Genomic DNA, 24,914 nt, shown 5'->3' on the forward strand with positions numbered 1-24,914 from the left:
AACCCGCTCCTACATTTATGGCGCATGCCTTGGGCCTGGTTGTTTTCTCGGAGCGTCCCCCCGTAGGAGCGGGTTTACCCGCGAACACCGGCAAAGCCGGTGCCATGCAACGCGTCGCATCTGCCACCTCCAGCGCACATGGCCCCTTTCAGGTCCGGGCTGGCTTGTCCCGTAAGCGCATGGCCTTGGCGCGCTTTTCCAGGATCAGGTAGGTCACCACCGCCAACAGCAACGGAATCAGGTAGTACAACGTGCGGTAGCCGAGCAGGGCCGCCACCAGCGTGCCCTGGCCCATCTGCCCATGCAGGAGGGCCAGGAACACCGCTTCCAGCACACCCAGCCCCGCAGGGATATGCGCCACCACGCCGGCCACACAACTGATCAGCAGGATGCCAAGAATCGACGGGTAGAACGCTTCGCCCGGTAGCAGCCAGAAGATCAGCAGCGCCATCAGTGCCCAGTTACTGGCACCCAGCGCCACCTGGCACAGCGCCAGACGCAGCGAGGGCAGCGTCACTTCGTGGTCGCGCCAGCACCAGGTGCGCTTCTTGGCAAAACCACAGGCCAGCAGGTAGCCGCCCGCAATCGCCAGCAACAGCAGGCCGATCAGGCGCAGGCCTGTAGTGCCCACCGCCCAGTTGCCGGGCATCTCGACCAGGCCCAGGGCAAATACGGTGCCGGCCAGCAGCATATAGCCCATCCAGTTGGTCAACAGCCCCAAGGTGAGGATTCGTGTAATGGTCGCGGTATCCAGGCCCAACCGCCCATAAAGGCGGTAGCGCAAGGCAACCCCGCCTACCCAGGTAGTGAAATTGAGGTTGAAGGCGTAGCACACGAACGCGACGGGCAATACCTGCCGGGCAGGTAGCGTATGGCCGGTGTAAGCCCGGGCCAACAGGTCGTAACTGGCAAACGCGAAGTAGCTGCACAACGCGATCGCCAAGCCGATGGCAAGGGTGCCAGGCTTGTAGGCGAGCAAAGACTGGCGCACTTCGTTCCAGTCCAGATTGCGCGCCAGCAGGTACAGCAGCACAGGGATCAGGATCAGAAACGCGAGTGTGAACAGGCGTTTGCCCCACGTTTGCCAGCTTTTGCGCGCCATCAGGAGTTGCCCTCGTGCAAGTTGCCCTGGGGTTCGGCTTCCGGCTGCACCGAGCGCAAACGCTGCCGGTGCGCAGGGAACCAGCCCGCAATGCGCGGGAAGTGGCGGATCACGTGGAAGCACACGAAGATCAACGGTGCTCGCCACCAGTAGCCGCGAATCATGCGCTCCAGGGTGACCGGTTTGCATTGCTCGCTGGCCAGTGTCTGCAGATGCTGGTGCAGTTGCTGGTTGAAGGCCCGGTCACGAATGAACAGGTTGGCCTCCAGGTTGAACGACAGGCTCAGGGGGTCGAGGTTGCTGGAGCCGACGGTGGCCCATTGGTCGTCCACCAGTGCCACCTTGCCGTGCAACGGCCGTTGGCAGTACTCATGAATCTTCACGCCGTCGCGCAGCAGGTAGTTGTACAGCAGGCGCGACAGTGCGCGTACCCAGCGCATGTCGGGCTGGCCCTGCAAAATCAACCGAACCTCCACGCCACGCCGGGCCGCGTTGCGCAGCTCACGCATCAGCCGGTAGCCTGGAAAGAAATACGCATTGGCGACCACAATGCGTTGCCGGGCTTTACGAAACGCCTGAAGGTAGTGTGCCTCGATATCGGTGCTGCGCATGCCGTTGTCACGCTCGATCAACACAGCACTGCTGCTACCGGCGGGCTCGGTAACCGGGCGTACCGCACTGGGTGGCTGCAGCACGGGAGACATCAGGCGCTTACTGGCTGAATGTACCTGCGCCACTACCGGCCCAGTGACCTCCACGGCATAGTCCTGCTTGGCCATCGCACCAAAGTCGCCTAAATGGTCGGCGCTGTAGTTGATACCGCCGATGAAGGCCCGCTCACCATCGACCACCACGATCTTGCGGTGCAAACGGCGAAACAGGTTGGTGCGCATGCCCAACAAGCGGGGTTGTGGATCGAAGGCATGAAAGCTGACACCCGCGTCGGTCATCGCTGAAATGAATTCAGCCGGTAGCTCGGCTGTGCCGTAGCCATCCGCGACCACTTCCACGCGTACACCGCGCCGGGCAGCCTCGATCAACACCTGCTGCAATTGCTTGCCCACTTTGTCGTCGAAGATGATGAAGGTTTCCAGCAATATTTCTTCCCGCGCCTGGGCCATGGCCTCGAACACGCGGGGGTAATACTGCTCGCCATTGATCAGCAACTGCACGCTGTTGCCGTCTACCCAAGGTCGGTTCACAGGTTGATCTCCGCAGCCAGTGGTACATGGTCGGACAGATGCGACCACGGGTATTTGGACAGCACCTGGGCTGCGCCCGGCACCGCGTTTCGCAGGTAGATGCGGTCCAGGCGCAACAACGGCAGGCGCGCGGGGAAACTGCGCGCCGGGGTGCCGAAGGCCTCTGTCAGGTGTTCGCTCAGTACCGCGTCCGCCTTCAGCCGCCAGTCGTTGAAATCGCCGGCGATGATGACCGGCGCGTTGGGCGGCAGGCTGGCCAGCAGGTCGAGCATCAGCTTCACCTGGCGCTGCCGGTGGGCTTCCCGCAGGCCCAGGTGCACGCATACCGCATGCACCTCGTCATGGCCCGGCACCTCCAGCTGGCAATGCAGCAGGCCACGCTGTTCATTGCCCTGCACCGAAACATCCAGGTTGTTGAAGCGCCTGATGGGGAATTTCGACAAAAGCGCGTTGCCGTGGTCGCCATGGGGATAGACCGCATTGCGGCCATAGGCGAACTGCGGCCACATGCTGTCGGCCAGAAACTCGTACTGCGGCGTTTCGGGCCAGGCTGGGTGGCGCAAGGCATGCTGCTGATGACTGCCGTGCACCTCCTGCAAAAACACCAGGTCGGCGCCGGTGGCGCGCACCGCCTCGCGCAACTCGGGCAGGATGAAGCGCCGGTTGAAGAAGGTGAAGCCTTTGTGCACGTTCAGCGTCAGCACATTCAGCCGACGAACAGCGGTCACCTTGTCGATGATGCAGCGCGGGGCGGGCAGGGTCTTGTTCACAAGGCCACCTCCGGCACCACGCCTGGCTCGGTCATCAGCTCATGGTCCAAGGACAGCTTTTGCAGCAAGCGCCTGGCGTCGTATGGCGCGTGAACCTTCTGGTCATTGTCGAAGTAGCAATACACATCCCGTGCCGCACACCGAGGCGGCGGCCCCGGCACGATCAGGCGGGCATCGTCCGCCTGGTTACCTTCGCTCCATAGCTGGATACGCTGCTTCCAGCGCCGCAGCGCGCGTGCGGTATATCCGCTGCTGTACAACTCCACATCCCCGTGCAGGCGCATGTAGACGAAGTCGGCGGTTACATCTTCGGCACAGGGCCATTTGCCGGCGCTGTCGGCAACCACCAGCGCCACGCGATGTTTGCGTAACAGCTTGACGAAGGCTTCACAGAGGAAGCTCTCGTGGCGGATTTCCACGGCGTGGCGCAAGCGCGCATTGCCCTTGATGGCAAGGCTGCCATTACTCTTAAGGCGCTCGGCGCAGCCTTGGGCGCGTTCACGGGCCGCTTCGCGTGTGTGTGGCAGCAGCTCCAGGAACCGGGCAAAACGGTCTTCATCGAACTTCATGCTAGGGGGGAACTGCCACAGAAACGGCCCGAGCTTTTCGCCCAACAGCAGCGGGCCGGAAGCGAAAAAATTGGCCAAGGGCTCTTCGATTTCCTTCAGCCGCCGGACATGGGTGATATAGCGCGGCCCCTTGACCGCGAACACGAAGCCTTCCGGCGTTGCTTCACGCCAGCCCAGATAGCGTTCGGGCGTCTGCAGGCTGTAGAACGAGCCATTGATCTCGATGCTGTTCACCGCCCGTGAAGCGAATGCCAGTTCATCGTCCTGTTTCAGGCCTTTGGGGTAGAAATCCTTGCGCCAGGGGCCATAGCGCCACCCGGAGATACCGATGCGAATATCGCTCACGCTGCCGTCCTCACTGCCGGTTCCTAGTTCGGTCGCTCTGAAGGTGCGACCGGCAAAGACCGCCGAGGGTTCACAACGCTTGACCAACGGAAATGCTGACGCCGAGTTGAACTTTGCGGCAGTTGGCGTCTCCACCGCATACCCGTTTCATGGAAGGGTGCCAGGATGACATTCGAGCGTTTCGCCCACCGCCAGAGGGCCGGGCTGGGCGACGATGGGCAAAAGATCAAGCAATGACCTGCCACCCGTGGAGGCAAGCATGGCCAGACATATCATCCACTTCACCGGACCGATCAATTCGTCTACCTGCGGCAACCTGATCACGACCTGCTCGCGGGCATTGCAACAGGGTGCCGAGCTTCTGCAACTGAACATCGCCACCATGGGCGGTGAATGCAGCTATGGGTTTACCCTGTACAACTTTCTGCGGGCGTTACCCGTGGAGGTGCACACCCACAATCTGGGTACGGTGGAATCCATGGGCAATATCCTCTTCCTTGCCGGGGAGCGACGCACGGCTTGCAGTTTCAGCAAGTTTCTTTTCCACCCGTTTCATTGGACCTTGCATGGGTCGGTGGACCATTCGCGGATGTCCGAGTATGCGATGAGCCTGGATTACGACCTGCGCCTGTATGCGCAGATCGTGGCGGAGCGCACGAAAGGCGCGGCCGAGGTTTTGGATGTACCGCGTTATCTAATGGCCTATCCAAGGATACTGGCGCCGCGGGAGGCGCTGGAAAACGGAATGATCCATGCAATCGACGAGATGCCGATCGCGTCAGACACCGTTCAGTGGAGTGTGCACGCCTAGCTTACCGAACGGACGCCGCCGTGCCCGCGTCACAAGCCAGCAAGGAGCGGATCAGGGCCTTGATCTCGCCCTTCACGAGAGCCACCTGATCCAGGTGGGCAAAGCGGCAGTCGGAAATTTCGTGCCGGGCCTTGGGCTGCGGTGCTTCGGCAAACTCCGCTGCGAACACGTAATGCACACGCTCTGGCGTTTCATGGCGCATCAACAAAACCAGCGATTCAGCCTGTAGCCCAGTCTCTTCCAGCAACTCCCGCTCGGCGGCCTGCATAGGTGTCTCGCCGGGCTCGATCTTGCCGCCTGGAAGGGTCCAGGGCGCGTTGGGCTTTCTTACCCACAACCATTTGTGGCGCTGCTTGCCATGCCGGCAAATGATGGTGGCGCGATGCTTGACTGGCTTCATTCAGGCTCCTGGGCAATTCCTTCATTGCATGAAGTTTCGGCCCTGGCTGGCAATAAACGTTGCGTTAAAGCTGACGAACGGTCATCTCCGTCACGCAAATATATTGTGTGCTGCTTTTTGTACCGACGGTCAGCAGCAAAGCGATCAAGCACAGCGATAAAACAGGCTCTCGAAACCTAGACAGGGGCACACATTCGGCCACCGGTAACAAAGGTCGACAAAAATTTTGAATCTTCTGGCCATGGCCCGATCAATCAAAAGGTCATCCATGGAGAAGAGGAGGCCCCCTGCGATGCCTAGCCCACAGCTGTACATAATCGATTACAAACTGCATGACCAGCCGCGCAGTTTCATCATCCGCCTGGAACGCCTGGACAATGCCGAGGCCTGGCATTGGGCAAGTTGTGATGCGGGCATCGGCATCATTCCCAAGTTCGGTCGCGAGAAGATCAGGAAGGTCAGTCGGCCGATGGCCGAGCGCTACGGGATTACCGCCGTGAGCTGGCGGATTTCGGGGAGCAAGCCCAACCAGTCGGTGGGCGATCCGGCGGCGATGGTTTAATAGCTCGCCTGCAACCGGTTAAAGAAACTGCAGGAACGGACGTGCCCGCTCCTGCAGTGTACGCTGACACTTCTAGTGTCAGGCGCCAGACTCAGGGTCGCTGGCCGGAACGCCGGGCCGGTTTTCCTCATCATCAGTCACATTAGGGTCGGTATCCGGGTCGGTATCCGGGTCGTCTGCCCGATCATTGCGTCGATCCGGCTCCAGCTCCGGCCAGTCATCTTCAACATTGCCGCCACCCATTCGCAGTAGGGAATTCATGGTGCAGTCCTCGTTCATGATCCTTATGAATTAAGAGCGACAGGTGCACGCCAGAGGTCCACTGAGCATTGGCAGTCGCTGACCAACGGTTTCAGGTGCCTGAGTAATTCACGGCAGCCACTTAGGTGCATTGATCCCAAGTGCCTTGAGCAGCTACTGGCCTCTTCGCGGGTGAACCCGCTCCTACGGGGGAGCTGTGCAGTGCCGGTCAGAGGCGGCTTGCCCGAGAAGAGGCCAGTAGCGTCAACACATCATGCTGGTTTTTTCAGCACCAAGGTCAGGATGTCATAGCTGGCCACCAATTCACCCAGCTGATTGGTTACTTCCACATCCCACGCCACCACCCCCTGCGGCTGCCCCAGCGGGCTGGTCTTGCCCTGGTCGATCTTGCGCTTGCAGGTCAGGCGCGCCTGGATGGTATCGCCAATGCCCACCGGGTTGATGAAGCGCAGGGTGTCCAGCCCATAGTTGGCCAATACCGGTCCGGCGCCGGGCGACACGAACAGCCCGGCTGCTGCCGACAGTACGAAGTAACCGTGGGCAATGCGTTTACCGAACTGCGAGGCCTTGGCGGCGATTTCGTCGAAGTGCATGTAGAAATGGTCGCCTGACAGGCAGCCGAAATTAACCAGGTCAGCTTCTGTCACGGTGCGGCGATGGGTGAGCAGCGACTCGCCGACACGCAGCTGCTCGAAGTAGCGACGGAACGGGTGTACTTCGGTTTCGATCACTTCGCCGCCGCGCACGTACTCGCCGGTGACCGCCGTAAGCATGCTCGGCGAGCCTTGTACTGCGGCGCGCTGCAGGTAGTGCTTGACAGCACGCAGGCCTCCCAGCTCTTCTCCACCGCCGGCGCGGCCCGGGCCACCGTGCTTGAGCTGCGGCAGCGGCGAGCCGTGACCGGTGGACTCCTTGGCGGCCTGGCTATCGAGCACCAGCAGACGGCCATGCCAGGCAGCAGCCACCGGGATAGCCTTGGCGGCCACGCTGCGGTCGGCGGTGACCAGGGTCGCCACCAGGCTGCCTTTGCCACGGGCAGCCAGTGCCAAGGCTTCGTCGAGGTCGTCATAGGCCATCAGCGTACTGACCGGGCCGAACGCTTCGATATCGTGGGCGCCGCCCTCGGCATGCGGGTCGCGGGCCTGCAACAAGGTTGGCGCAAAGAACGCGCCTTCAGCCACGCCTTCGCCACGCGGGGCAAAGCCATCGCTGGCGCCGAACAGCTGGTCACAACTCTGCAGCAGGCTGCGCACACGCTCGCCGACGTCGCGCTGCTGGTCATGGGAGGCCAGGGCCCCCATGCGCACACCTTCAAGCGACGGGTCGCCTACCACGACCTTGCTCAGGCGCTCGCGCAGGCGCGTGGCAACGGCATCCAGGTGCCTGGCCGGGACGATCGCGCGGCGGATGGCGGTGCACTTCTGCCCGGCTTTAGTGGTCATTTCACGTACCACTTCCTTGATGTACAGGTCGAATTCTTCGCTGTCCGGACTCACGTCCGGGCCGAGGATGGCGCAGTTGAGCGAGTCGGCCTCGGCGGTGAACGGCACCGAGTTACGAATCAGGTTGGGCGTCACGCGCAGTTTCGCGGCAGTGTCGGCGGAGCCGGTGAAGGTCACCACGTCCTGCCCCTGCAGGCGGTCGAGCAGGTCGCCGGTGCTGCCGATAACCAGCTGCAGGCTGCCTTCGGGCAGCAGGCCGGAAGCACTCATCAGGCGTACCACGGCCTCGGTCAAATAGCTGGTCGAGGTCGCCGGCTTGACGATGCAGGGCATACCGGCGAGGAACGTCGGGGCAAACTTTTCCAGCATGCCCCAGATGGGGAAGTTGAACGCGTTGATGTGCACCGCAACGCCTGCCCGTGGCACCAGGATATGACTACCGGCGAAATGGCCTTGCTTGCCCAACGGTATGGCTGGGCCCTCGTGCACCAGGTTACCCGACGGCAGCTCGCGGCTGCCGATACCGGCATAGGAGAACAGCGTGGCGTTGCCGCCTTCGATATCGATCCAGCTGTCAGCCCGGGTGGCGCCGCTGTGGTGTGACAGGGCGTAGAGCTGCTCCTTGCGTTCGGCCAGGTACAGGGCCAGGGCTTTGAGGCGTTGGGCACGCTGTTGGAAATCCATGCCCATCAGCGAAGCAAGGCCGCGTGCACGCGCGTAGTCCACAGCTTCGGCGAAGTCCGGGCGCTCTTCATGGCTGTAGGCCAGTACGTGGCCGTCGAGGGCGCTGCGCAGGGCCTGGGCGCCGTGCTGGCCGAGCCAACGGCCGGCGATGAAACTTTGCAGAGTAGGGGCGGCAGACATGCTGTTCTCCATGCTGTTCAAAAAGTGGGGGGCGCTGTTACCACAGCGCCAGGGTGTAGCCGATGATCAGGCGGTTTTCGTCCACGGCGTTGGTCAGGCCGTTGCCGGAGCGGAAGGTGACATTGCGCCAGCGCAGGCTGACGTCCTTGAGCGGGCCACTCTGGATGACATACGTAATGTCGGTGTCGCGCTCGCGCTCGCGGCCATTGGTCACGGTGGCAGTTTCCGCGTGGCGACCGTCGGTGTAGCGGGTCATGAAACTCAGGCCGGGGATGCCCATGGCAACGAAGTCGTAGTCGTAGCGCACTTGCCAAGAGTCCAGCCCGGCGCGGGTGAAGGTGTTGTAGGTGACCAGGTTGACGGTGAACGGGTCGCCGCCGTTGACGAACGGGAAGGCGCTGTCACCGGACATCTGCTGCCAGGTGGCGGTGAACTTGTGCGCCCGCACGCCCAGGGTGAACATGGCGTTGAAGTTACGGTTGTCGATGTTGCCGGCACGCTCGGCACCGTCGTTGCGGCTGTCGAAGTAGCGCAGGTCACTGCGCAGGCTCACACCTTCTGCCAGTGGGCGGGTGTCGATCAGCCCGACGAACTGCTGACGGTAGATGTCCTGGAGCTTGGCGTAGTAATAGCTGACCGTGGTTTGCGGGGTGATGGCGTAGCTGCCACCACCAAAGTCCAGGTGGTCACTGCTGGCAGCGCCATAGCCGATGTCGTCGCGGCCAGAGGAGTCACGCAGGTTGGCCTTGGTCAGGCGTCCGGCATTGAAGGTGAGGCCATCGAGGTCCTGACTGGTGAGCAGGCCACCCTGGAAGGTGGACGCCAGCAGGCGGGTGTCGTTGTACACCACCACCGGCAGGATCGGCTGCAAGGTGCCCAGCCGCAAGGTGCTCTTGGACACACGTACCTTGCCGGTCAGGCCCAGCTCGCTGTAGTCGTCGACCGGTTCGTGACTGTTCGGGCCAAAAGGCAGCAGGCCGGTGTTGCGACGGTCGCGGCTGGAGTCGAGCTTGATGCCCAACTGCCCCAGGGCGTCCACGCCAAAGCCGACCGGGCCTTCGGTGAAGCCCGATTCCAGCTTGGCGGTAAAGCCCTGGCCCCATTCCTCAGCCTTGGCCTGCGGGGCGTTGCTCTGGCGAAAATCACGGTTGATGTAGTGGTTGCGCAGCTCCAGGCGTGCATGGCTGTCGCCGATGAAGTCAGCCAGCGCGGGCATCGGCAGGGCGAAGGTGGCCAGCCAGGCGGCTGACAGGAAGTGTGTGCGGTTCATTGTTGTTGTTTTACCCGACATGTCTGTTCGTCCTTGAAGTCAGTGTTTGCTGGCGCCAGCCGCGCCGATACCGGTCATGGAGCGGATGAATTGGCCCAGGTAGCGACCCCGTTCTTCAACGGCACGTTCGGAGCTGTCGGTAACCGAGAACACCCAGGCACTGAGGAAGGCCAGGCTCATGGAGAACAGCGCAGGGTTGCTGTAGGGGAACAGCGCCGTTTCGTTGTGCAGCACGTTGACCCACACCGCCGGGCCCAGCACAACCAACAGCACCGCCGAGACCAGCCCGGCCATGCTGCCGCACACCGCGCCGCGGGTGGTCAGGCCTTTCCAGAACATGGAAAGGAGCAGCACCGGGAAGTTGACCGAAGCGGCCACCGCCAGCACCAGGCCGGAGAGGAAGGCAATGTTCTGCGACTCGAACATCAGGCCCAGGATCACCGCCAGCAGGCCGATGACCAGCGTTGCAATGCGCGACACGCGCATTTCCTCTTGCTCGGTAGCCTTGCCTTTGCGCATCACGCAGGCATACAGGTCGTGGGACACGGCCGATGCGCCGGACAGCGCCAGGCCAGCGACCACCGCCAGAATGGTGGCGAAGGCGACGGCTGAGATGAAGCCGAGGAACAGGTTGCCACCCACGGCCTGGGCCAGGTGCACGGCGACCATGTTGCCGCCACCGATGATGGCGCCAGTGGCGTCGCGGTAGGACGGCTCGGTGCCGACCATGACGATGGCGCCAAAGCCGACAACGATCAGCAGCAGGTAGAAGTAACCAATGAAACCGGTGGCGTAGAACACGCTCTTGCGTGCTTCCTTGGCATCACTGACTGTGAAGAAGCGCATCAGGATATGCGGCAGGCCAGCGGTGCCGAACATCATGCCCAAACCGAGGGAAATGGCGTCCACCGGGTTGGACAACAAGCCGCCTGGGGCCATGATCGCCTGGCCCTTGGCATGCACGGCCACGGCGCTGGCAAACATGGCCTCGGTGCTGAAGCCGAAGTGCTTGAGCACCATGAAGGCCATGAAACTGGTGCCCGACAGCAGCATTACCGCCTTGATGATCTGCACCCAGGTGGTGGCGAGCATGCCACCGAAGGTGACATAGGCAACCATCAACACACCGACCAGCATCACGGCGTACAGGTAGCTGATGCCGAACAGCAGCTCGATCAGCTTGCCGGCGCCGACCATTTGCGCCACCAGGTACATCAGCGCCACCACCAGGGTGCCGAAAGCCGAGGTCAAGCGCACCGGGGTTTGCGCCAGCCGGTAGCTGACCACGTCGGCGAAAGTGTACTTGCCCAGGTTGCGCAGGCGCTCGGCAATCAGGAACAGGATTATCGGCCAGCCCGCCAGGACACCGAGGGCATACAACAGGCCGTCGTAGCCGTTCATGAACATCATCGCGGAAATGCCCAGGAACGAAGCGGCACTGATCATGTCGCCCGCGATCGCCAGGCCGTTCTGCATGCCGCTCAAGCCGCCGCCGGCGGTGTAGAAGTCGCTGGCCGAGCGGGTGCGCAGGGCAGCCCAGCGGGTGACCAGCAGGGTGAAGCAGACAAACACCATGAACATCGAAATGGCTGTCCAGTTCATTGTGCGCACTCCTGCTTGACCTTGTCGTTGAGCGGGTCGAGCACGTTGTTGGCGCGGTGTACGTAGATGCCGGTCAGGGCAAAGGACAGCAGCACCATCAGCACGCCCACCAGCATGCCGACCGTGGTCACGCCGCCGCTGAGGGACTGGCCGAGGGTGCTGGGCGAAAACGCAACCAGCAGGACGAAGCCGTAGTACACCACCAGCATGGCCAGGGTCAGGCTGCCGTTGAGGCGGCGTTTGCGCCGTACCAGGTGCTGGAAGTCGGGGTGGTTGGCGATGCTTTCTATGCGTTCGGGTGTCATGGGTTGCGATCTCTGGGTGTTGTAATTGTTTTGTTGAGGTCACGCGGGGTATTGCGTTGCTGCTTAGCCCCTCTTCGCAGGCAAGGATGCCGCCCTAAGGCCTTGCGCAGCCCCTGTAGGAGCGGGTTTACCCGCGAAGCAGCCGACTCGGTCTACAGCTGGTCGAAGTCCAGCACCACCTTGTCACTCACCGGGTAGGTCTGGCACGACAGCACATACCCGGCCGCCACTTCGTAGTCTTCGAGGGCATGGTTGCTGTCCATCTCCACTTCGCCCTCGATCACCCGGCACTTGCAGGTGGAGCACACGCCGGCCTTGCACGAGTAGGGCAGCTCGGCGCCAATGGCGTTGCCGGCGTCCAGCACGTTCTGGGTGTTGCGCGGCAGGTCGAAGCTCAGTGCCCGGCCGTCGCTGATCACGGTGATGTGGCTAAGCGCCGAATCCACCTGGCGTGCCGCCTCACGGGCTTCGCGCCGGGCCTCGCTGCCGGCGGCGGCGAACAGCTCGAAGTGAATGCGTTCCTTGGCCATGCCGTTGGCCTGCAGGCTGTCACGCACGGTCTCGGTCATCGCCTGCGGGCCGCAGATGAATGCCGCGTCCAGTCCGGCAACGTCCAGCCAGCGCGAAAACAGCTGGCCGCATTTGTCGGCGTCGATGCGGCCGTTGTACAGGTCGACATCCTGCTGTTCGCGGCTGAACACGAAAATCAGGTTCAAGCGGTCGAGGTAACGGTTTTTCAGGTCTTCGAGCTTGTCGCGGAACAGCGCCCCCGAACTGGAACGGTTGCCGTACAGCAAGGTGAAACGGCTGTGCGGCTCGCTGGCCAGCGTAGTGGCGATGATCGACAGTATCGGGGTGATGCCGCTGCCGGCAGCTAACCCCAGATAGTTGCCTTGGCGAGCCGGGTCCAGTGGCACGAAGAAGCTCCCCGATGGCGGCATCACTTCCAGCTGCTGGCCGGCCTTGAGCACTTCATTGGCAAACGCCGAGAAGCGCCCGCCCGGCACGCGCTTGACGGCCACGCGCAGCTCGCCGTCCTGCACGGCGCTGCAGATGGAGTAGGAGCGGCGGACTTCTTCGTTGTCCAGCTGGGTACGCATGACCAGGTACTGGCCCTGAGTGAAGCGGAACTGGTCCTGCAGGTGCTCGGGCACATCGAAGGCAATCGATACCGCATCACGGGTCTCATTGCGCACTTGCTTGATGGTCAGGCTGTGAAACTGGCTCATGGTGGTCTCCACGGCTCAAATGCATTTGAAATAGTCGAATGGCTCCAGGCACTCGCGGCAGCGGTACAGCGCCTTGCAGGCCGTGGAGCCGAACTGGCTGAGCAATTCGGTATGGGCGCTGCCGCATTGCGGGCAGCACACCTGGGGCGCTTCGCCGATCAGGCTGCGCTTGCTGGCACTGCCTTGCGGCGGCGCAATGCCATAAGCGCGCAGGCGCTCGCGGCCCAGCTCGGTGATCCAGTCGGTGCTCCAGGCCGGGGTCAGCCGGCGCTCCAGGTCTGGCGCGGTGAAACCGGCCTGTTCCAGCGCCTGGCGGATATCCCCTTCGATGACTTCGGTGGCCGGGCAGCCAGAGTAGGTCGGGGTAACCACCAGGTGCAGGTGGCCGGCACGCCAATCGACATCGCGCACGATCCCCAGGTCGACCACGCTGACCACCGGCACTTCAGGGTCCATGACCTGGCCCAATACCGCCCAGGCGCGGGCCAGGTCGTCGCCTTGCTGTGCCCGTGCGCCGCGGTCGCCGGCAATCAGTTCACCAGGTTGCATCGGGGTAGGCCCTTGGCAGGAACTGCATTTCGGCCAGCAGCAGGCCCAGATGCTCGGTGTGCAGGCCTTTGCGGCCATCCAGATAGAAGTGGCTGGCGGCCTTGGGCAGCGGCAGTTCGACCGAAGCAAACGTCGCGGCGACCTGCTTCAGCCAGCTGGCGCCGACGGTAGCGGGATCGGCGCCGATACCGCATTCGGCCAGACGGACTTCGTTGTCGCTGCCAGCGGTGAGTTCAACGGTGAAGCGCCACAGTGCCGGGATAGCGGCGAGCATGCGCTGGCGGCTGGCATCGGTACCACCGCCCAGACGTTGTACCCATTCGCTGGACCGGCGCAGGTGGTAGGTGACTTCCTTCAGGGCCTTGGCGGCAATACCGGCGATTCGCGCGTCGCTGGACTCGACCAGCCCCTGGAGCACGGCGAAGTGCCACGCGTCGTAAAGGAACTGCTTGGTCATGGTCACGGCAAAGTCACCGTTGGGTTGCTCGACCAGCAGCAGGTTGCGGTAGGCGCGCTCGTCACGGCGGAACGCCAGGGCATCGGCATCCCGGCCATCGTCGAGCAGCTCGGCGGCATACTCCAGCCAGTTGCGGGCCTGGCCGACCAGATCGAGGCCGACGTTCATCAGGGCCAGCTCTTCCTCGATGGCCGGGGCACGGCCACACCATTCGCAGAGGCGCTGGCCCTGGACCAGGGCGCTGTCGCCGAGCAACAGCAGGTAGGGGATAAGGGCTTCTTTATGCATGGCCCACCTCACATGTGTCCGACTTCGTCGGGCAGCTCGTAGAAGCTGGCATGGCGATAGACCTTGTCGTCCGCGGGGGCGAACAGCGGGTCTTTCTCGTCGGGGGAGGAGGCGGTGATCAGCGCCGACGGCACCACCCACAGGCTCACACCTTCGCTACGGCGGGTGTAGAGCTCGCGGGCATTCTCGATGGCCATGGCGGCATCGGCGGCGTGCACGCTGCCGACATGCTTGTGGTTAAGGCCGTGCTTGCTGCGCACGAACACTTCGTAAAGGGTCCAGACAGACATTTTCGATCTCCGCATCTATCGCCGCTCAGGCGGCGTTCTTGTTCTGTTGCTTGCGCGCATAGGCCACTGCGGCCTCGCGTACCCAGGCGCCGTCCTCGATGGCCTTGCGCCGGGTGGCGACACGCTCCAGGTTGCATGGGCCATTGCCCTTGATCACTTCGTAGAACTCGTCCCACTGGATTTCGCCGAAGTCGTAGTGGCCGCGCTCGGCGTTCCACTTCAGCTCAGGGTCAGGCGCAGTGCAGCCCAGCAGTTCCAGCTGCGGCACGGTCTGGTCGATGAAGCGCTGGCGCAGTTCGTCGTTGGTCTGGCGCTTGATCTTCCAGGCCATCGACTGGGCGCTGTTGGGCGAGTGTTCATCGCTCGGGCCGAACATCATCAGCGCCGGCCACCACAGGCGGTTGATGGCGTCCTGAACCATGTCGCGCTGGGCTTGGGTGCCCTGGCGCATCATGGTCAGGAGCATTTCGTAGCCCTGGCGCTGGTGGAAGCTCTCTTCCTTGCAGATACGGATCATCGCGCGGGAGTAGGGGCCGTAAGAGGTGCGCTGCAGTACCACCTGGTTGACGATGGCGGCGCCGTCCACCAGCCAGCCCACAGCGCCCATGTCGGCCCAGCTGAGGGTGGGGTAGTTGAAGATGCTCGAGTACTTGGCCTTGCCGCTGTGCAGTTTGGCGATTTCTTCGTCGCGGTCAGCCCCCAGGGTTTCCATGGCGCTGTACAGGTACAGGCCGTGGCCGGCTTCGTCCTGAATCTTGGCCATCAGCTGCAGTTTGCGCTTGAGGCTGGGGGCACGGGTGACCCAGTTGCCTTCGGGCAGCATGCCGACGATTTCAGAGTGGGCGTGCTGGGAGATCTGCCGGATGAGGGTCTGGCGGTAGGCCTCGGGCATCCAGTTCTTGGCTTCGATCTTGATTTCGGCGTCGATCTTTTCCTGGAAGTTGCGTTCCTCGGGGGACATCTCTTCCAGCGACTTGATGCGCTTGACTCCGGTTTCCACTAGCTGTGCGTACATGTGCTGCGACTCCTGCTAAGGCATGAGTCATTTGTAAGCGATACAAAACATAACGTCAAACACATTTATGTGTATCAAGTAAGATTTGTTTATCACATTGACAGCCAAGAGGGCTGTCGGGCAGCAGCGCGTGCCCGGCAGAACGCAGGCAAAAAAAAGGCCCCGGACAATGCCGGGGCCGAAATGGCAGCCGAATGGGTCAGCTGGCCAACCGTCTGTCGAACACGTGGCACGCCTTGCCCTCGGAGCGCTTGAGCGTGCCGCAGGGCTGCAGGTGCACCTGGGTGCTGATACCGATGTAAGTCTTGATCTGTTTGCTCAACTCCCCGACAACCAGCTTGCGCTGGCCTTCGTCAAGGTACTGGCACTCTGCGCGCAGCTCCACGTGCACCTGGACACTGTCCAGATTTCCATTGCGATACAGATGAATCTCATAAAGCTCAGAAAGCTGTTTTATTTTTAGCACCTGTTCCTCGATCTGAGTCGGGAACACATTGACCCCGCGAATGATCAGCATGTCGTCACTGCGGCCGGTGATCTTGCCGATCCGCCGCATCGGCCGAGCGGTGCCTGGCAGCAGCCGGGTGAGGTCGCGGGTGCGGTAGCGCACCATCGGCAATGCCTCCTTGCTTAGCGAGGTGAACACCAGCTCGCCCAGTTGGCCATCCGGCAGCACTTCGCCGGTGGCAGGGTCGATGATTTCGGGATAGAAGTGGTCTTCCCAGATGGTCGGGCCGTCCTTGGTCTCTATGCACTCCATTGCCACCCCGGGCCCCATGATTTCCGAAAGGCCGTAGATATCGAGGGCATTGATGCCCAGACGCTGCTCGATCGAGCGGCGCAGCTCGTCGGTCCACGGCTCGGCACCAAAAATGCCCAGGCGCAGCTTGAGGTCGTGCGGGTCGATGCCCTGGCGCTCGATTTCATCAGCCAGGTTGAGCATGTAGGACGGCGTGACCATGATGATGTCGGGCTGGAAGTCGCGAATCAGCTGCACCTGCTTTTCGGTCTGGCCACCGGACATGGGGATCACGGTGCAGCCCAGGCGTTCGGCACCGTAGTGCGCGCCGAGCCCGCCGGTGAACAGCCCGTAGCCGTAGGACACATGCACCTTGTCACCTTTGCGCCCGCCGGCCGCACGAATCGAACGGGCAACCACATTGGCCCAGGTGTCGATATCGTTCTGGGTGTAGCCGACCACCGTCGGCTTGCCGGTGGTGCCACTGGAGGCATGCAGGCGCACCACTTCTTCCTGGGGCACGGCAAACATGCCGTAGGGGTAGTTGTCGCGCAGGTCGTTCTTGCCGGTGAAGGGGAACTTCGCCAGGTCTTCCAGGCACTTGAGGTCATCAGGGTGGATGCCGTACTCGGCAAAGCGCTGGCGGTACAACGGCACATTGTCGTAGGCGTGCTTCAGGCTCCAGCGCAGACGTTCCAGCTGGTGCTGGCGCAGGGCATCGACGCTGGCGGTTTCCATCGGGTCCAGCAGGGCACGATCGGCATCATGGTACATGTTCATGGCTTCACTCGAATTGTTCTTGTACGCCGCGCGCCAGCGGTTGCAGGCCGCGCGGTGAGTGTCATGGAGGCAGCATATACGGCTGCGTTCAGTTCGGTAACAAGCGCAGGGTCTGAACCGCTCAGAGGCGCTCGATGATCATGGCAATGCCTTGGCCTACGCCGATGCACATGGTGCACAGGGCGTAGCGGCCGGCCGTTTCTTCAAGCTCGTGCAAGGCAGTGGTCACCAACCGGGCACCGCTCATGCCCAGGGGATGGCCCAGGGCGATGGCGCCGCCGTTGCGGTTGACTCGCGGGTCGTCGTCGGCAAGGCCCAGCTCGCGCAACACGGCCAGCCCCTGGGCGGCAAAGGCCTCGTTGAGTTCGATGACATCCATGTCAGCCAGTGCCAGGCCGGTGAGCGCCAGCACCTTGCGGGTCGCAGGCACCGGCCCGATGCCCATCAGCCTGGGCTCAACCCCGGCCACAGCCATGCCGACGATGCGCCCGCGCGCCTTCAGGCCATGGCGGCGGGCCGCGGCACTGCTGGCCAGCAGCAGGGCGCAAGCGCCGTCATTCACGCCGGAGGCATTACCGGCCGTTACGCTGCCGCCTTCACGAAAAGGCGTGCCGAGCCGAGCCAGCTGCTCCAGCGTGGTGTCGCCGCGCGGGTGCTCGTCATGCTCGACCACTTTGGACGGGCCTTTACGCTGCGGGATTTCGACCGGCACGATTTCCCGCGCCAGGCGGCCGCGGGCCTGAGCTGCTGCAGCCTTGTGCTGGCTGCGCAGGGCAAAGGCATCCTGATCGGCGCGCGAGATGCCGAACTGTTCAGCCACGTTTTCGGCCGTTTCCGGCATCGAATCGATGCCGTAGGCGGCCTTCATCAGCGGGTTGACGAAACGCCAGCCGATCGTGGTGTCGAACAGCTCGGCCGCACGCCCGAATGCCTGCTCCGACTTACCCATCACAAACGGCGCACGCGACATGGATTCCACACCACCGGCCAGCATGAGCCCTGCTTCACCACAGCGCAGGGCACGTGCCGCATTGCCGATGGCATCCAGGCCGGAACCGCACAGGCGGTTGATCGTGGTCCCTGGTACTTCGACTGGCAGCCCGGCCAGCAGGCTCGCCATATGAGCCACGTTGCGGTTGTCTTCGCCGGCCTGGTTGGCGCAACCGAAGATGACGTCATCAATGGCCTTCCAGTCCAGTTCGGGGTGGCGCTGGATCAAGGCTTTGAGCGGGATGGCCGCCAGGTCGTCGGCGCGCACGCTGCTCAGGGCCCCGGCATAGCGGCCAATGGGGGTGCGCACGGCGTCGATGATCAAGGCATCGGCGTGGGTCGGTTCATTCATCTTGCGTCTCCTGCGCCAGCACGGTGCCGCGCACTTTGTAGGATTTGCCATGGAACATCGCAACCAATTCGCCGCGCTGGTTGTCGATGCGCACGTCATACAGGCCGGTGCGGCCTTTGCGGCTGACTTCGCTGGCGTGGGCGGTGAGCACGTCATCGCGCAGCGCCGGGGCCAGGTAGTCGATGCTGCAGCCCAGCGCCACCGTGGCCTGGTCGTAGCTGTTGCAGGCGAAGGCGAACGCCGAATCGGCCAACGCGAACAGGAAACCGCCATGGCAGGTGCCATGCCCCTGGATCATGTCGGCACGTACCGCCATGCGCAGGCTGGCCCGGCCCGGGCCGGCATCCAGCAGGCTGATACCCAGGCCCTGGGTGGCCGGGTCGCGGGCGTACATGGCGTCGGCACAGGCTTGTGCCAGTTGCTCTTCAGTCATGCAGGGTGCCTCCTTTGGCTTCACAGCGGCGTAACAACAGGGAAGGGCGGTAGCGGCTCTCGCCATAGCTGCGCTGCAGGTTGTCGAGCACGCGCAGGGTATGGGCAATACCGACGTTCGCCGCCCAGGCCAGCGGGCCGCAGGGGTAATTGACGCCGGCGCGCATGGCCAGGTCGATGTCGGCGGCGCTGCCGACGCCCTGAAGCACCGCATCGGCGGCCTCGTTGGCAAGCATTGCCACGGTGCGCAGTACCACCAGGCCGGGCAGGTCGGCGATGCCGGTCACTTTCAAGCCTGCGCGCTGCAGCAGGGCTACGGCCTGGTCACGGGCGCTGTCGCTGGTATCCGCTGACCAGCTGATGGCAATGCGCGTGGCGCTGCTGTAGTCCAGCGCCAGGTCGAGCAGCACAAGGTTGCGCAGCCCGTCCTCTCGGGCACGTTGGCTGGCCAGGCGGCCGTCGGACAGGGCCAGGGTGGCGTCGCCCACCTGGATCAGGCCACTACCGGCGCGCTGGGTCACGGCAATGCCGCTTTGGCGAAGGCGCTCGACCAGCGGCTGCATCACCCCCAGGTTGCCCTCGACTACGCAGGCCTCTGCACGGGAGGAGCTGTGCAGTTCGGCCGGCTGCGGGCGCTCGACGCCTTCGGCATAGCGATAGAAGCCTTGGCCGGTCTTGCGACCCAGGCGACCGGCGTCCACCAGTTCCTTCTGCACCAGCGAAGGCTGGAAGCGGAAATCGCCATAGAAAGCATCGAATACGGAACAGGTGACAGCGTAATTGACGTCATGGCCAATCAGGTCGGTCAGCTCGAACGCCCCCATGCGGAAGCCGCCAGCGTCACGCATCAGCGCATCCAGGCTGGCGCAATCAGCGGCACCTTCCTGCAGCAGGCGCAGGCTTTCGGCATAGAACGGCCGCGCTACCCGGTTGACGATGAAACCGGGTGTAGAGCGCGCATGGACCGGCTGCTTGCCCCAGGCCTGGGCCGTGGCGTAGATGCGTGCGGCCACTGCCGGGTCGGTTGCCAGGCCCGACACCACCTCGACAAGCGCCATCAGCGGTGCCGGGTTGAAAAAGTGCATACCGACCACGTGCTGCGGGCGTTCAAGGCCAGCGGCGAGGCTGGTGATGGACAGTGACGAAGTATTGCTGGCAAGGATACAGTCGGCCGCGCACAGGGTTTCGAGCTGGCTGAACAACGCCTGCTTCACCTGCAGGTTTTCGACGATGGCTTCAATGACCAGGCCGGCATCTGCCAAGGCTTCGAGTGTATCGACCGGGCACAGGCGGGCATTGATCGCTTCGCGTTCAGCGGCCAGCAACTTTCCTTTGTCCACCAGCCGGGCCAGTTGGCGATCGATACCCGTCACCGTCTGGGCGGCAGCACCCGGGCGGTTATCGTAGAGCTTGACGGGGTGACCGGCCTGGGCCGCGACCTGGGCGATACCGGCGCCCATGGCGCCGGCACCGATCACCCCCACCTGGACATTGCTTGCGAGTGCGCCCATGTTCAGCGCCCCTTGAAGGCTGGCGTGCGTTTGTTCATGAAGGCGTTCACGCCTTCGCGGTAGTCCTCGCTGCGCCCGGCCAGGCGCTGCAGGTCGCGCTCCAGCTCCAGCTGCGCCTCAAAACCGTTGTCGAAACTGGCATTGAGGCTGCGCTTGATCAGTGCCAGGCCGTAGGTGGGCTGGGCGGCGAGGTGGCGGGCGAGGGTGAGGGCTTCATCACGCAGCGCGGCATCATCCACCACGCGGTGGATCAACCCCCATTGCTCGGCCTGTTCGGCGCCAAGGCGCTCGCCCAGCATGGCCAGCGCCTTGGCCCGGGCCATGCCGACCAAGCGCGGCAGCAGCCAGGTACCGCCGGAGTCCGGCACCAGGCCGATCTTGCAGAAGGCCTGGATGAAACTGGCCGAGCGGGCGGCCAGCACCAGGTCGCAGGCCAAGGGAATGTTGGCACCGGCACCGGCCGCCACGCCGTTGACCGCACAGATCACCGGCAAAGGCAGGTCGCGCAGGGTACGTACCAGCGGGTTGTAGAACTTGTCGATCGATTGGCCGAGGTCCGGCATTTCGGCGCCTGGGGCAACGTTGCGGTCGGACAGGTCCTGCCCGGCGCAAAAGCCGCGGCCTTCAGCCGTCAGCAGCAGCACCCGCGCGTCACTGCTTTGGCGCACTTGCTTGAGCGCTTCGCGCACCTCCAGATGCATGGCCGTATTGAAGCTGTTCAGCTGCTCGGGGCGGTTCAATGAAAGGAAGGCAACGCCGTCCTCGATGGAAAACAGGATGTGCTGGAAAGTCATGACAGACTCGCTCCGTCAGTCGAGAGAATGATGATCAGCGCCCCTGGAAACGGGCTTGGCGCTTTTCCTGGAAGGCGCGGATGCCTTCATCGCGGTCGGCGGTGCCAGCCAGCAGGGTGAAGGCATGGCGCTCGAAGCGTAGGCCGCTGGCCAGGTCGGTATCACCGGCCTTCAGTAACGCCTCCTTGGCCAGGCGCACGGCCAGCGGCGCTTTGGCGGCGATGCTGCGGGCAACCTGCATGGCGCGTTCTACGGTGAGTTCGGGCTGGGTGATTTCGCTGACCAGGCCGGCCTGCTGGGCGCGGTGGGCAGTGATGGCTTCCCCCGTCAGTACCATCTGCATGGCCAACGGCTTACCGACGGCACGCAACAGGCGCTGGGTGCCGCCAGCACCGGGGATGATGCCAAGGTTGATTTCCGGCTGGCCGAAACGGGCGTCGGTCCCGGCGATGACGATGTCGGCGCACATTGCCAGTTCACAGCCGCCACCCAGGGCATAGCCGTTGACTGCGGCAATCAGCGGTTTGGCGAATGCGGCGATGCTTTGCCAATGCGCTACGCGCGGGTCATTGAGGATGCCGACCAGGTCGCGATCAGCCATCTCGCGGATGTCGGCGCCTGCGGCGAAAGCTTTGCCACTGCCGGTAATCACTGTGGCCCGGACATGCTCGTCGTTCCCGGCAGCCTGCAGCGCAGCGGCCAGTTCTGCCAGTAGCTCGGTGCACAGGGCATTCAAGGCCTCGGGCCGTTGCAGGGTAATGAGCTGAACGCCATGTTCGGGCGCCTGCACATCGATATATCGCGGCATCTCGGGTTCCTCTGGCTGCACGCACGGCACATCGCGTGGCCGGCATTTTTTGGAATTGTTTGCAGGGACGTAATGCGGGATCACGACCAGGTGAGGTTAGTATATGCTCTATGCGATACAGTAATGCAAGGTACAAAATGATTTCGCGTATCTCTTTTTTGTTTTTCTATGATCACAGCTCCAGTGCAATGCTTGCTGAAGAATCGTTTAACCTTGGCATTTCCTAGTATTTATAGCGGGTTTTTTCCTTGCAGCATTAACTCAACACAAGTGATACACGATTGACGACCAGACAGAATCTGATACAAGATCTACTGACATTTCAAATCATTTCGAGAGTGTTGCCATGCCTTGCTATCGACTGGACGGCCTGACGCCTGTGGTTCACCCGACAGCCTACGTGCACCCCAGCGCAGTCCTGATCGGTGACGTCATCGTCGGCCCCCGCTGCTACATTGGCCCGCTGGCATCGCTCAGGGGCGATTTCGGCCGCATCGTGCTGGAGGAGGGCGCCAACTTGCAGGACACCTGCGTGATGCATGGTTTCCCGGGGGGCGACACCGTAGTGGAACGTAACGGGCATGTCGGCCACGGCGCCGTGCTGCACGGCTGTCGCGTCGGCGAAGATTCATTGATCGGCATGAACGCCGTCGTGATGGATGGCGCCCATGTAGCACCACGCTGCATCGTCGCGGCCACCGCCTTCGTCAAAGCTGGCTTCGAATGCGCGGCGCAGAGCCTGGTGATGGGGTCGCCAGCCCAGGTCAAACGCCCACTGAGCGAGCAGGAGCTGGCCTGGAAACAGCGCGGGACGGCGGAGTACCAGCACCTGGCGCAGCGCTGCATGAACAGCATGGTCGAATGCCCGCCGCTGGCCGAGGCAGAGCCGGGACGCCCGCGCATGGAAGACACCGGGGTCAGGCCCAAGGGCCAGGCGAGCGCATGAGCCTGGCAGTGACACGCAATGGCCAGGCGGCCCGCCGCACAGGTATAGTCGATGCTTTATCCGCGCACAGTTCGCCCATGAGCAATCTCGCCCCACTGAACCACTTGATCACCCGCTTTCAGGAGCAGACGCCAATCCGCGCCAGTTCCCTGATCATCACGTTGTACGGCGATGCCATCGAGCCGCACGGCGGTACAGTCTGGCTCGGTAGCCTGATCAACCTGCTGGAGCCGATCGGCATCAATGAACGGCTGATACGAACGTCGATCTTTCGCCTGACCAAAGAAGGTTGGCTCACTGCAGAAAAGGTGGGCCGACGCAGTTATTACAGCCTGACAGGCACTGGCCGTCGGCGTTTCGAAAAAGCCTTCAAGCGCGTCTATAGCCCGAGCCAGCCAGCCTGGGACGGGGCCTGGACACTGGTGTTGCTGTCGCAACTCGAGGCGGGTAAACGCAAGGCCGTGCGTGAAGAGCTGGAGTGGCAGGGGTTTGGTGTCATGGCGCCGAACCTGCTGGGTTGCCCACGGGCAGACCGTGCCGACCTGGTGGCCACGTTGCGTGATCTTGAGGCGGGCGACGACAGTATCGTCTTCGAAACCCACACCCAAGAGGTACTCGCGTCCAAGGCGATGCGCGCCCAGGTGCGGGAAAGCTGGCGTATCGACGAACTGGGGCAGCAATACAGCGAGTTTATCCAGCTGTTCAGGCCGCTGTGGCAAGGTTTGAAAGAGCAGCCGTTGCTGGATGCTCAAGATTGCTTCCTGGCGCGCACGCTGCTGATTCACGAATACCGCCGCCTGCTGCTGCGCGACCCACAACTGCCCGATGAGCTGCTGCCAGGGGACTGGGAGGGAAGGGCTGCGCGACAGTTGTGCCGTAACCTCTACAGACTGGTGTTTGCCAAAGCCGAAGAATGGTTGAATGCAGCGCTGGAGACGGCAGATGGCCCATTGCCGGACGTGAGCGAGAGTTTTTACAAGCGTTTTGGCGGGTTGGCTTGAGGGGAGTGCTCGCCTCACAGTGCCGCGGCCAACATTCACGGCGTCGAGCAGGGTGCCTTCAGGGGCCCTTGGCCTCACACTCACCGCCACCTTGTTCGAGCGCCATGAGTGCAGGCATATCAAGAATTTCTACCAACCTGCCATGCAGGTCGACGATACCCAGCGCGCGCAGACGGGCGACGGATCGGCACACGGTTTCCAGGCGTAAACCCAGGTACGAAGCCATGTCTTCACGAGACATCCGCAACATGAAGCCATGGGCAGAGTAACCGCGGCTGACGAAGCGCCTGGAGAGCCCCACCAGGAAGCTGGCCAGCCGCTGTTCTGCAGTCAGGTTGCACAGCATCAGCACACGCCCGTGCTCACGCACGATCTCCCGGCTCATCAGGCGATTCAGGCTTTGCTGCAGGTCCGGAAACTCACGCGCCAGGGTTTGCAAGCGGCGATAGGGGACAGGGCAGACTTCGCTGTCTTCCAGGGCAATGGCGTCACAGACATGGTGCTCTGTGGCAATGGCATCGAGGCCGATTACATCGCCCGGCATCCAGAAGTTGATCACCACGCCTTGCCCCTCGGCGCTGTTCAGGCTGGTCTTGAAACTGCCGCAGCGTAAGGCATAGAGCATGGTCAGCGGATCGTTGGCATTGAACAGCGCGGCGCCCTTGCGAATGCGCATGCGTGGGCCTATCAACGCGCCCAGGCAGCTGTTTTCGTCAACCGGCAGGCCAGTGGGGAGGCACAGGCCGCTTACCCGGCAATCCATGCAGTGGTTCACCAGCGGTTTCAGGTGAATAGGGTTTGCCTTGGGCAAAGGGTTGGGTGAGTCGAGCAGGGTGACCTTCAGCTGGCCAGGCATTTTCGGGCCTCCTTCGCATTTCGGAGGCCCCTTTGGGCCCCCGCGCCATTACGCGCACCGAGCCCGACGGGCGACCAATCAGCAAGCATGTCCCGCGAGTGGGGGGCATTGAGGCGGCTTGTAAGCCGTTCGACAAATCGCTCGGCTTCGGCAGCCGTACTGAAACCCACCCGCCAGTCATCCATGCGCACCCAACAGCGTCCCTGCTCAGTGCTCTTCTCGACGTAAACGTTCATCAGGGCCTCCAAAGCATGTATCGCTAGACAATGCAGAATGAAGGCGTCCCTGCCGGCAGCGCAGGTGAAGCTCAGGGCGTTAACGCCATGGCACGCCTGCGGCGCCTGAGGTGAATGTTGATATGGCTACAGGGTG

The 24,914-nt window shown here is 62.9% G+C and carries 25 protein-coding genes and 1 pseudogene; 4 read left to right on the forward strand and 22 right to left on the reverse strand.

The window, feature by feature from the left end; translation table 11 throughout:
- Window positions 1-148 precede the first annotated feature (148 nt).
- From V7787_RS00760 to V7787_RS00775, 4 genes are read right to left on the reverse strand one after another with little or no spacing between them, the layout of a single operon-like run.
- A complete protein-coding gene (locus V7787_RS00760) occupies window positions 149-1,102 on the reverse strand; it encodes a lysylphosphatidylglycerol synthase domain-containing protein (RefSeq protein WP_064492042.1) in 954 nt (317 codons plus the stop codon).
- On the reverse strand, window positions 1,102-2,304 hold the full coding sequence (gene clsB / locus V7787_RS00765; RefSeq protein ID WP_064492043.1) for a cardiolipin synthase ClsB: 1,203 nt from the start codon (window positions 2,302-2,304) through the stop codon (window positions 1,102-1,104). Before clsB ends, V7787_RS00760 begins: the two co-directional genes overlap by 1 nt.
- Entirely contained in the window at window positions 2,301-3,074 is a 774-nt protein-coding gene (locus V7787_RS00770; RefSeq protein ID WP_064492044.1) for an endonuclease/exonuclease/phosphatase family protein, read from the reverse strand. The genes clsB and V7787_RS00770 overlap by 4 nt, the downstream gene beginning before the upstream one ends.
- Window positions 3,071-3,988 (reverse strand): DUF72 domain-containing protein, encoded by a 918-nt coding sequence (locus V7787_RS00775; protein ID WP_420130821.1) that lies wholly within the window; start codon window positions 3,986-3,988, stop codon window positions 3,071-3,073. Before V7787_RS00775 ends, V7787_RS00770 begins: the two co-directional genes overlap by 4 nt.
- Window positions 3,989-4,247: 259 nt before the next feature.
- Here V7787_RS00775 and V7787_RS00780 point away from each other — a divergent pair, with 259 nt between their 5' ends.
- A complete protein-coding gene (locus V7787_RS00780) occupies window positions 4,248-4,799 on the forward strand; it encodes an ATP-dependent Clp protease proteolytic subunit (protein ID WP_180688032.1) in 552 nt (183 codons plus the stop codon).
- Window position 4,800: 1 nt separating this feature from the next.
- Here V7787_RS00780 and V7787_RS00785 read toward each other — a convergent pair whose 3' ends face one another.
- Window positions 4,801-5,199: an NUDIX hydrolase gene (locus V7787_RS00785; RefSeq protein WP_064492047.1), complete on the reverse strand. Its 399-nt coding sequence runs from the start codon at window positions 5,197-5,199 to the stop codon at window positions 4,801-4,803.
- 292 nt (window positions 5,200-5,491) lie between these two features.
- Here V7787_RS00785 and V7787_RS00790 point away from each other — a divergent pair, with 292 nt between their 5' ends.
- Window positions 5,492-5,761 (forward strand): DUF6555 family protein, encoded by a 270-nt coding sequence (locus V7787_RS00790; protein ID WP_004374494.1) that lies wholly within the window; start codon window positions 5,492-5,494, stop codon window positions 5,759-5,761.
- Between the two features lie 78 nt (window positions 5,762-5,839).
- On the opposite strand, the gene V7787_RS00795 is transcribed toward V7787_RS00790, so the two are convergent.
- From V7787_RS00795 to paaF, 16 genes and pseudogenes are all read right to left on the reverse strand, one after another.
- Entirely contained in the window at window positions 5,840-6,022 is a 183-nt protein-coding gene (locus V7787_RS00795; RefSeq protein ID WP_198747030.1) for a hypothetical protein, read from the reverse strand.
- Window positions 6,023-6,273: 251 nt separating this feature from the next.
- Complete coding sequence (gene paaZ, locus V7787_RS00800; protein WP_064492049.1) at window positions 6,274-8,328, reverse strand: phenylacetic acid degradation bifunctional protein PaaZ; 2,055 nt, start codon at window positions 8,326-8,328, stop codon at window positions 6,274-6,276.
- 37 nt (window positions 8,329-8,365) lie between these two features.
- Window positions 8,366-9,598, reverse strand: a complete 1,233-nt coding sequence (locus V7787_RS00805) for an OprD family porin (RefSeq protein WP_129931763.1) — start codon at window positions 9,596-9,598, stop codon at window positions 8,366-8,368.
- A 39-nt stretch (window positions 9,599-9,637) separates the two neighbouring features.
- Window positions 9,638-11,206 (reverse strand): annotated as a pseudogene (locus V7787_RS00810) (cation acetate symporter); the annotation flags it as partial.
- A complete protein-coding gene (locus tag V7787_RS00815) occupies window positions 11,197-11,505 on the reverse strand; it encodes a DUF485 domain-containing protein (protein WP_004374508.1) in 309 nt (102 codons plus the stop codon). The gene V7787_RS00815 and the pseudogene V7787_RS00810, both read right to left, overlap by 10 nt.
- A gap of 152 nt (window positions 11,506-11,657) precedes the next feature.
- Window positions 11,658-12,734, reverse strand: a complete 1,077-nt coding sequence (paaE, locus tag V7787_RS00820; protein WP_336084822.1) for a 1,2-phenylacetyl-CoA epoxidase subunit PaaE — start codon at window positions 12,732-12,734, stop codon at window positions 11,658-11,660.
- 15 nt (window positions 12,735-12,749) lie between these two features.
- On the reverse strand, window positions 12,750-13,283 hold the full coding sequence (gene paaD / locus V7787_RS00825; protein WP_198746955.1) for a 1,2-phenylacetyl-CoA epoxidase subunit PaaD: 534 nt from the start codon (window positions 13,281-13,283) through the stop codon (window positions 12,750-12,752).
- Window positions 13,270-14,028 carry a 1,2-phenylacetyl-CoA epoxidase subunit PaaC gene (gene paaC, locus V7787_RS00830; protein ID WP_064492052.1) on the reverse strand — a complete coding sequence of 253 codons (759 nt, stop codon included), beginning with the start codon at window positions 14,026-14,028 and terminating at the stop codon, window positions 13,270-13,272. The genes paaD and paaC overlap by 14 nt, the downstream gene beginning before the upstream one ends.
- An 8-nt stretch (window positions 14,029-14,036) precedes the next feature.
- Window positions 14,037-14,318, reverse strand: a complete 282-nt coding sequence (gene paaB / locus V7787_RS00835; protein WP_013972614.1) for a 1,2-phenylacetyl-CoA epoxidase subunit PaaB — start codon at window positions 14,316-14,318, stop codon at window positions 14,037-14,039.
- A 25-nt stretch (window positions 14,319-14,343) separates the two neighbouring features.
- Complete coding sequence (gene paaA, locus V7787_RS00840; protein WP_010954157.1) at window positions 14,344-15,333, reverse strand: 1,2-phenylacetyl-CoA epoxidase subunit PaaA; 990 nt, start codon at window positions 15,331-15,333, stop codon at window positions 14,344-14,346.
- A gap of 199 nt (window positions 15,334-15,532) precedes the next feature.
- On the reverse strand, window positions 15,533-16,852 hold the full coding sequence (gene paaK / locus V7787_RS00845) for a phenylacetate--CoA ligase PaaK (protein WP_064492053.1): 1,320 nt from the start codon (window positions 16,850-16,852) through the stop codon (window positions 15,533-15,535).
- Between the two features lie 121 nt (window positions 16,853-16,973).
- Window positions 16,974-18,194 (reverse strand): 3-oxoadipyl-CoA thiolase, encoded by a 1,221-nt coding sequence (pcaF, locus tag V7787_RS00850; RefSeq protein WP_064492054.1) that lies wholly within the window; start codon window positions 18,192-18,194, stop codon window positions 16,974-16,976.
- Complete coding sequence (gene paaI, locus V7787_RS00855) at window positions 18,187-18,627, reverse strand: hydroxyphenylacetyl-CoA thioesterase PaaI (RefSeq protein ID WP_064492055.1); 441 nt, start codon at window positions 18,625-18,627, stop codon at window positions 18,187-18,189. Before paaI ends, pcaF begins: the two co-directional genes overlap by 8 nt.
- Window positions 18,620-20,137, reverse strand: a complete 1,518-nt coding sequence (gene paaH / locus V7787_RS00860; protein ID WP_064492056.1) for a 3-hydroxyacyl-CoA dehydrogenase PaaH — start codon at window positions 20,135-20,137, stop codon at window positions 18,620-18,622. The genes paaI and paaH overlap by 8 nt, the downstream gene beginning before the upstream one ends.
- Window positions 20,138-20,139: 2 nt before the next feature.
- The gene (paaG, locus tag V7787_RS00865; protein WP_064492057.1) at window positions 20,140-20,931 is read right to left on the reverse strand and encodes a 2-(1,2-epoxy-1,2-dihydrophenyl)acetyl-CoA isomerase PaaG; all 792 of its coding nucleotides are present in this window, start codon (window positions 20,929-20,931) and stop codon (window positions 20,140-20,142) included.
- A gap of 34 nt (window positions 20,932-20,965) precedes the next feature.
- The gene (paaF, locus tag V7787_RS00870) at window positions 20,966-21,739 is read right to left on the reverse strand and encodes a 2,3-dehydroadipyl-CoA hydratase PaaF (protein ID WP_064492058.1); all 774 of its coding nucleotides are present in this window, start codon (window positions 21,737-21,739) and stop codon (window positions 20,966-20,968) included.
- Window positions 21,740-22,085: 346 nt separating this feature from the next.
- On the opposite strand from paaF, the gene paaY reads away from it, so the two are divergent.
- Both paaY and paaX read left to right on the forward strand, forming a co-directional pair.
- On the forward strand, window positions 22,086-22,685 hold the full coding sequence (gene paaY / locus V7787_RS00875) for a phenylacetic acid degradation protein PaaY (RefSeq protein WP_010954164.1): 600 nt from the start codon (window positions 22,086-22,088) through the stop codon (window positions 22,683-22,685).
- A 77-nt stretch (window positions 22,686-22,762) separates the two neighbouring features.
- Complete coding sequence (paaX, locus tag V7787_RS00880) at window positions 22,763-23,686, forward strand: phenylacetic acid degradation operon negative regulatory protein PaaX (protein WP_177410047.1); 924 nt, start codon at window positions 22,763-22,765, stop codon at window positions 23,684-23,686.
- Between the two features lie 58 nt (window positions 23,687-23,744).
- On the opposite strand, the gene fnrC is transcribed toward paaX, so the two are convergent.
- Window positions 23,745-24,542: a Crp/Fnr family transcriptional regulator FnrC gene (gene fnrC, locus V7787_RS00885; protein ID WP_064492060.1), complete on the reverse strand. Its 798-nt coding sequence runs from the start codon at window positions 24,540-24,542 to the stop codon at window positions 23,745-23,747.
- Window positions 24,543-24,914: the final 372 nt, after the last annotated feature.

This window comes from Pseudomonas sp. CGJS7 (genome assembly GCF_036961695.1).

Coding starts and splice junctions, on each gene's coding strand:
- paaA (WP_010954157.1), bottom strand. CDS start 15,333: ATGTACGCACAGCTAGTGGAAACCGGAGTCAAGCGCATCAAGTCGCTG.
- paaK (WP_064492053.1), bottom strand. CDS start 16,852: ATGAACATGTACCATGATGCCGATCGTGCCCTGCTGGACCCGATGGAA.
- V7787_RS00795 (WP_198747030.1), bottom strand. CDS start 6,022: ATGAATTCCCTACTGCGAATGGGTGGCGGCAATGTTGAAGATGACTGG.
- V7787_RS00760 (WP_064492042.1), bottom strand. CDS start 1,102: ATGGCGCGCAAAAGCTGGCAAACGTGGGGCAAACGCCTGTTCACACTC.
- paaC (WP_064492052.1), bottom strand. CDS start 14,028: ATGCATAAAGAAGCCCTTATCCCCTACCTGCTGTTGCTCGGCGACAGC.
- paaG (WP_064492057.1), bottom strand. CDS start 20,931: ATGACTTTCCAGCACATCCTGTTTTCCATCGAGGACGGCGTTGCCTTC.
- V7787_RS00815 (WP_004374508.1), bottom strand. CDS start 11,505: ATGACACCCGAACGCATAGAAAGCATCGCCAACCACCCCGACTTCCAG.
- V7787_RS00790 (WP_004374494.1), top strand. CDS start 5,492: ATGCCTAGCCCACAGCTGTACATAATCGATTACAAACTGCATGACCAG.
- pcaF (WP_064492054.1), bottom strand. CDS start 18,194: ATGAATGAACCGACCCACGCCGATGCCTTGATCATCGACGCCGTGCGC.
- paaX (WP_177410047.1), top strand. CDS start 22,763: ATGAGCAATCTCGCCCCACTGAACCACTTGATCACCCGCTTTCAGGAG.
- paaB (WP_013972614.1), bottom strand. CDS start 14,318: ATGTCTGTCTGGACCCTTTACGAAGTGTTCGTGCGCAGCAAGCACGGC.
- paaD (WP_198746955.1), bottom strand. CDS start 13,283: ATGCAACCTGGTGAACTGATTGCCGGCGACCGCGGCGCACGGGCACAG.
- V7787_RS00785 (WP_064492047.1), bottom strand. CDS start 5,199: ATGAAGCCAGTCAAGCATCGCGCCACCATCATTTGCCGGCATGGCAAG.
- paaY (WP_010954164.1), top strand. CDS start 22,086: ATGCCTTGCTATCGACTGGACGGCCTGACGCCTGTGGTTCACCCGACA.
- V7787_RS00805 (WP_129931763.1), bottom strand. CDS start 9,598: ATGAACCGCACACACTTCCTGTCAGCCGCCTGGCTGGCCACCTTCGCC.
- paaF (WP_064492058.1), bottom strand. CDS start 21,739: ATGCCGCGATATATCGATGTGCAGGCGCCCGAACATGGCGTTCAGCTC.
- paaI (WP_064492055.1), bottom strand. CDS start 18,627: ATGACTGAAGAGCAACTGGCACAAGCCTGTGCCGACGCCATGTACGCC.
- fnrC (WP_064492060.1), bottom strand. CDS start 24,542: ATGCCTGGCCAGCTGAAGGTCACCCTGCTCGACTCACCCAACCCTTTG.
- paaZ (WP_064492049.1), bottom strand. CDS start 8,328: ATGTCTGCCGCCCCTACTCTGCAAAGTTTCATCGCCGGCCGTTGGCTC.
- paaE (WP_336084822.1), bottom strand. CDS start 12,734: ATGAGCCAGTTTCACAGCCTGACCATCAAGCAAGTGCGCAATGAGACC.
- V7787_RS00780 (WP_180688032.1), top strand. CDS start 4,248: ATGGCCAGACATATCATCCACTTCACCGGACCGATCAATTCGTCTACC.
- paaH (WP_064492056.1), bottom strand. CDS start 20,137: ATGGGCGCACTCGCAAGCAATGTCCAGGTGGGGGTGATCGGTGCCGGC.